At 59.8% G+C, this 5401-nt stretch carries 6 protein-coding genes; all 6 read left to right on the plus strand.

The features are described 5' to 3' along the window. On the plus strand, positions 1–405 hold a 405-nt coding region (locus JQ863_RS19275; protein WP_204115981.1), incomplete at its 5' end, for a TOBE domain-containing protein. A gap of 96 nt (positions 406–501) precedes the next feature. Beyond that, positions 502–1746, plus strand: coding sequence for an ABC transporter substrate-binding protein (locus JQ863_RS19280; RefSeq protein ID WP_204115982.1), 1245 nt, complete (start codon positions 502–504; stop codon positions 1744–1746). A gap of 69 nt (positions 1747–1815) precedes the next feature. Continuing rightward, positions 1816–2847 (plus strand): carbohydrate ABC transporter permease, encoded by a 1032-nt coding sequence (locus JQ863_RS19285; RefSeq protein WP_204115983.1) that lies wholly within the window; start codon positions 1816–1818, stop codon positions 2845–2847. Positions 2848–2857: 10 nt separating this feature from the next. Next, positions 2858–3739 carry a carbohydrate ABC transporter permease gene (locus JQ863_RS19290; RefSeq protein ID WP_204115984.1) on the plus strand — a complete coding sequence of 294 codons (882 nt, stop codon included), beginning with the start codon at positions 2858–2860 and terminating at the stop codon, positions 3737–3739. Positions 3740–3742: 3 nt separating this feature from the next. After that, positions 3743–4762: an ester cyclase gene (locus JQ863_RS19295; RefSeq protein ID WP_204115985.1), complete on the plus strand. Its 1020-nt coding sequence runs from the start codon at positions 3743–3745 to the stop codon at positions 4760–4762. Between the two features lie 127 nt (positions 4763–4889). Next, positions 4890–5401 (plus strand): ester cyclase (locus JQ863_RS19300; protein WP_204115986.1); only part of this gene is annotated, 512 nt, incomplete at its 3' end.

Here is a 5401-nt window from a genome sequence, read left to right on the forward strand (position 1 = left end):
AGCCCGACCGAAATCTATGACACACCCGCAAACACATTTGTCGCCAGCTTCATCGGCAACCCGGCGATGAATTTGATGAACGGTCGCATCGAAGCTGGGACATTCGTCGCCGAAAATGTGCGTATCCCGGGGCTGAAGGCGCCCGATGGTCCGGTCACACTGGGTTTCCGGGCCGAAGATGCCGGGCTGGGGGATGCCGGGCACCACGAGATCACTGCGCCGATCTACACCCTTGAACTTCTGGGTGATGCCACAATGGTCACTGTCCGCATCGGCGGCGAGTTGATCGCGGTGCGCGCGCCCAAGGACTTCCGGTCCGAAATTGGCACGTCTGTTTCGCTCTCGGTGCCAGCTGAAATCTGTCACCTGTTTGATGCCACGACAGGGGAGCGGCTTGAGAATTGAAGGCTTTGAACGGCCATCCGCCTGATCGGGGCGGGGTCACCCAAGGATGTGTTTCCTCAGAGCACATCCGACACCAAAGGAAACAGGGAGATTAAGATGTTTCTGAAGAAGATCGCCATCGCCGGGGCCGTAGCCGGCCTTATGGGAACTGCGGCTTTTGCTGCCGATTGCGGCCCTTCGGGCCAGTCGATCCGCATCCTGGCCAGTGACTTCCCCGCCATTCACGCGGTTGCGGGCACGGCCGAAGCCAATTGTGGCGCTGCCGCCGCAGAATTCAGCCGCAACCACACCACCGAGGCGCGCCAGATCATGAATGCCGCGCTGACGCCGAACCCGTCGGAATATACCTCGGTCATCGTTGCCAACTCGACCCTGACCCAGCTGATGAACGACGGTCTCGTGCGTCCGCTGAACGATCTGGTTGAGAAATACGGATCTCACCTGCCCAAGAACCTGATGATCACCATCGACGGCAAGATCATGGCCGTGGCGTTCATGGCTAACTCGCAGCATCTGTTCTCGCGCAAGGACATCCTGGCCCAGGCAGGCATCGATACGATCCCGTCAACCTATGATGAGGTCGTGGCTGCGGCCAAGGCCATCCGCGAAGCGGGCATCATGGAACACCCGATCGTGATGAACATGAAGACCGGCTGGAACGTGGGTGAGTCCTTCAACCTTGCCTTCCTTGCGCATGGTGGTGAGTTCTTCAAACCCGGCACCGCCGAGCCTTCGGTCAACAGCCCGGCGGGTGTTGCTGCGCTGAATACGTTGAAAGAGCTTGTCGAATATGCCCATCCCGACCACCTGACCCAGGCGTCGAACGAGACGCAGGGCCTGTGGGAAGCCGGTCAAGCTGCGCTTGGCATCATGTGGGGTTCGCGCGGGTCGCCGATCCTGGATGACGAAGGCTCGACTGCAGAGGTAACGTCGAACACCGTGCTTTCGGCGGCACCTTCGGTTGAACCCGGCGGTACGCCCGGTGCAACTCTGTGGTGGGACGGTTTCACCATCGCGACCAATATCTCTGACGCCGAAGCCGAAGCCACATTTGCCGCGCTTGCCAGCGCCCTGACCCCTGAAATGGTGGCCGGGCACAACGATGACGCCGTCTGGCTGTTGGAAGGCTTCAAGCCGGGTGCCGCAGCTGCGGGCGTTGCAGCGACCGCGCAGGCGGGGGCGCAGCCCTATCCGATGCTGCCGCAGATCGGCCTGATGCACAACGCGCTTGGATCCGAGCTGGCCGACTTCCTGAAGGGCGGCGAAAGCGCCGAAAAGGCCCTGGCTGACGTCGAAGCCGCTTATATCACCGCGGCCAAGGAAGCGGGCTTCCTTCAGTAATACCTCCCCAGAGGGGCCCTTCGGGGCCTCTCACCCCTCCAACAAACTCCGACGATCAGGACATATGCCATGAAGCACCGCACCTTTTTCTGGTTCATCCTGCCGACGCTTTCGGCAATGGTTCTTTTCATAGCGCTGCCCATCGTTTCGGTCTTTGTCCAATCCCTCTTTGTGGCTCATGAGCAGGTGCTGGTGGTGACGGAAAACTGCGGTCCGTTTGGCTGCAAACCGTCAACGGCAGTAGATGTCGAGGCCACCGAGAAGCTGCGCCAGGAACAACCGTTGGGCAAGTTCAACGGGCTTGGCACCTACCTCAACCGCTCGCACCTGGCCGTCGCGGATATCAGCGAAGCCTGGGCGACCTCGAAAACCATGGGCGAGTTCTGGGGACAGGTCTATAATCTGCCATTTTACAACGCCCTGACCTTCACGCTGACATATGCGTTCGTCGTCACGCCACTGGTGCTGGTGCTTGGCCTTGCGATCGCGGTGGGGGTCAACAACCTTCCCGCTATGCTCAAGGGGTTGGCGATCTTCGTCTCGCTTCTGCCGTTTCTCGTCACCCCTCTGGTCGGCTCACTGATCCTGTTCTGGATGGTGGACGGTGACGGCGTGATCGGTGCGACCATCCAGAAGATATTCAACGACCCCTCGCTCAGTCTCAAGGCGTCAACGCCGCTGATGTGGATCATGCTCATGATCTATGGGGTCTGGCACACTCTGCCGTTCAGCTTCATAACCTTCTATGCCGGGCTTCAGACCGTACCCGAGGACACCATGGAAGCGGCCCAGATCGACGGTGCCAGCAAGTGGCAACGCCTGATCCATGTGGTCGTTCCGCACTTGATGCCGCTGGTGTCCTTCGTGACCCTCATGCTGATCATGGACAACTTGCGGGTTTTCGAACCGATCGTCAGCTTCTCGGCCGAGGCGCATGCCCGCTCGCTCAGCTGGATCATTTTCAACGACCTGCGTGAAAGCGGCAATCCGCTTTATGCATCGGCCGGTGCGACATCGCTGCTGACCATCATCATCGTGATCATCCTGATGATGCCGGTCCTGATCCGCACCTGGCGCGACTTCTCTCGCAAATCTCACTGAGGACACGAACATGGCAACTGCTGCTCAATCCCGCATGACCCCGCTCAAGCTGTTTTCGTATTCCTTCGTGTTGCTCTGGCTGATCGTCGCGGCTTTCCCCTTCTTCTGGACCTTCTGGGGCAGCTTCAAGGTTCAGGCCGACTTCCTGTCAAAGGCCGACTGGATGAACGCGCTGACTGGCGCCAATACCATCGAACAGACCGGCAGCGCCTTTACCGGGCAGGGGTATCACGGTGCCTGGGTGCTTGAGGATTTCTGGTTCAACTTCAAGAACACCGGTATTGTCGTGTTCTTTACCGTGATCATCTCGCTGACTTTCGGGACGCTGGGGGGCTATGCGCTGGCGCGTTCAGGGTTCCGGTATGCCTTCTGGATCCTGATGGCCGCGCTGGTGTTCCGCGCCATGCCGCACATGACGTTGGTTTCAGGCTATCTGCTGTGGTTCTTCGAGTGGAACGTCTGGGGTATCCTGCCCACCACGATCATCGTGCTAGTGGCAATCAACCAGCCCTTCACGCTTTGGATGCTGCATTCCTTCTTCAAGAACATTCCCAAGGACATGGACGAAAGTGCCATGGTCGATGGCTGCACCCGGTTCCAGGCTTTCTGGCACGTGATCGTGCCGGTGATGTGGCCCGGCGTTATCACTACCGGCCTGTTCAGCTTCCTTCTGGCCTATAACGACTTCACCGTCGCCGTGATGCTTCTGAGCGAAGAGAACGAGACCATTATTCCCGCCATCAACAGCTTCATGGGCACCACCCAGGTTGAGGGCAAGGTAATGTACGCGGTTGCCGCCGTGGTATCTGCCACCGCCCCGCTGTTCGTGCTGATCCTGTTCTTCCAGCGCCAGATCGTGTCGGGACTGACTGCGGGTGCAGTGAAAGGCTGAACCATGTCGGTCCACGACCACAACAAGACCATAGTCGCGCCCCTGCGTTCCGCATTCGCCAGTTGCGATGCGGCGCAGGTCCGGGCGGCGCTGCTGAAGGCCTTTGCGCCGGATGCAAAGATCCGCCTTGGCTTCCCCTTCCAGGAACTGGCCGGACCCGAGGCACTCTGGACCCGTGTCTATGCGCCGCTGATCGATGCAATGCCCGATATGGAGCGCCGCGACTTTATCGTCATGGCTGGTCCCCGTTGGGGCAAGGAGGACGGCGGCAACTGGGTGGGGCTTGGTGGCAATTTCGTGGGCACTTTGTCTGGAAACTGGCTGGGGATTCCCGGCTGCGGGGGGCCGGTTTTCATGCGCTATCATGAATATCTGCGCATCGAAGACGACAGGATCGTCGAGATGGAAGGGCTGTGGGACATACCGCAAATCATGGCGCAGTCCGGGGTCTGGCCGATGGCGCCGCAACTGGGCGTGGAATGGATGTGCCCGGGCCCTGCCGATGGGCAGGGGGTGGTTACGGCGCCCTTTGATGCGGCACGGGTGGACGCATCGGTTCGGCTGGTCTGGGACATGTTGCATGATCTCAAACAAGGGACTGCCGGCACACCGGAGCGCGGCCTTGGCGGATACTGGCACGATCACGCTTTCTGGTACGGCCCCACCGGACTTGGCACAGCACGCGGACATGCAGACATTGCCAACCGGATTTTCCGCCAGTTCCGCGAAGGGCTGTCCGACAACACGCGCCACCTCGACGAGGGTATTTTCTTCGGCGATGGCGACCTTGTCGCCTTTACCGGCTGGCCGTCAGGTACCGCGCTGCATTCCGGTGATGGTTTCCTCGGGTTGGCACCTACGGGCCGCCGGATCACCCGGCGCAGTCTCGATTTCTGGCGTATCGAAAATGGCCGCATACGCGAATGCTGGGTCATGGTCGACATGCTGGACCTGTACGCCCAACTGGGCGTCGATGTTTTTGCGCGGATGGCGGCGATAACGTCGACAAAGGTGGCGGCATGAGTTCGTCCGCCCGTCATAGCGCGCTGGGGCGCCATCCCGCCCTGAACAGGATGCCAAGGGATTTCATCTGTCGTGCCGGGTTTTCCGGCCACAGACTCTCCCAACGCATTCTGAAAGGACAAAGACAATGAAAGGTTCCCGACCGGAACAGGCGGTTCTGACCCGCGACACAGACCTTGGAAAAACCGAAGAAACCCGTGCGGTGATCGAAGCCATGGTGGACGGGTTGAATGACCATCGGATCAGCGACATCGGCGAATTCTTCGCTGATGGATTCCGCTGGATGGGCAACCAGGGCTGCGGCACCAAATACGGTTTGAAAGAGTTTCAGGACAACTGGCAGCGCCCGTTCCAGGCGGCGTTTTCAGACAAGGTCTGTATCGACGAAGCCCGGCTCTACATGGGCGAATGGGCGGCTGCTTTCGGCCGTCAAGAGGCGACCCATTCCGGTGAGTTCCTGGGGATCGCGCCAACCGGGAAACGGGTTGAGATTCGCTACATGGACTTCTGGAAAGTCGTTGACGGCAAGATCGTCGACAACTGGGTGAATGTCGATTTCGCCCATGTGGCGTCGCAGCTTGGTGTTGACGTGTTCGGTGGCGGTGGCTGGGAAGCTTATGACCGTGGCGAGAAGGTTGC

It is taken from the genome of Shimia biformata (genome assembly GCF_016888515.1).
GTDB classification, from domain to species: domain Bacteria; phylum Pseudomonadota; class Alphaproteobacteria; order Rhodobacterales; family Rhodobacteraceae; genus Shimia_A; species Shimia_A biformata.

Bases quoted from the DNA above. Each gene is read 5' to 3' on its own strand.
- JQ863_RS19280 (WP_204115982.1), top strand. From the start codon at position 502: ATGTTTCTGAAGAAGATCGCCATCGCCGGGGCCGTAGCCGGCCTTATG.
- JQ863_RS19285 (WP_204115983.1), top strand. From the start codon at position 1,816: ATGAAGCACCGCACCTTTTTCTGGTTCATCCTGCCGACGCTTTCGGCA.
- JQ863_RS19290 (WP_204115984.1), top strand. From the start codon at position 2,858: ATGGCAACTGCTGCTCAATCCCGCATGACCCCGCTCAAGCTGTTTTCG.
- JQ863_RS19295 (WP_204115985.1), top strand. From the start codon at position 3,743: ATGTCGGTCCACGACCACAACAAGACCATAGTCGCGCCCCTGCGTTCC.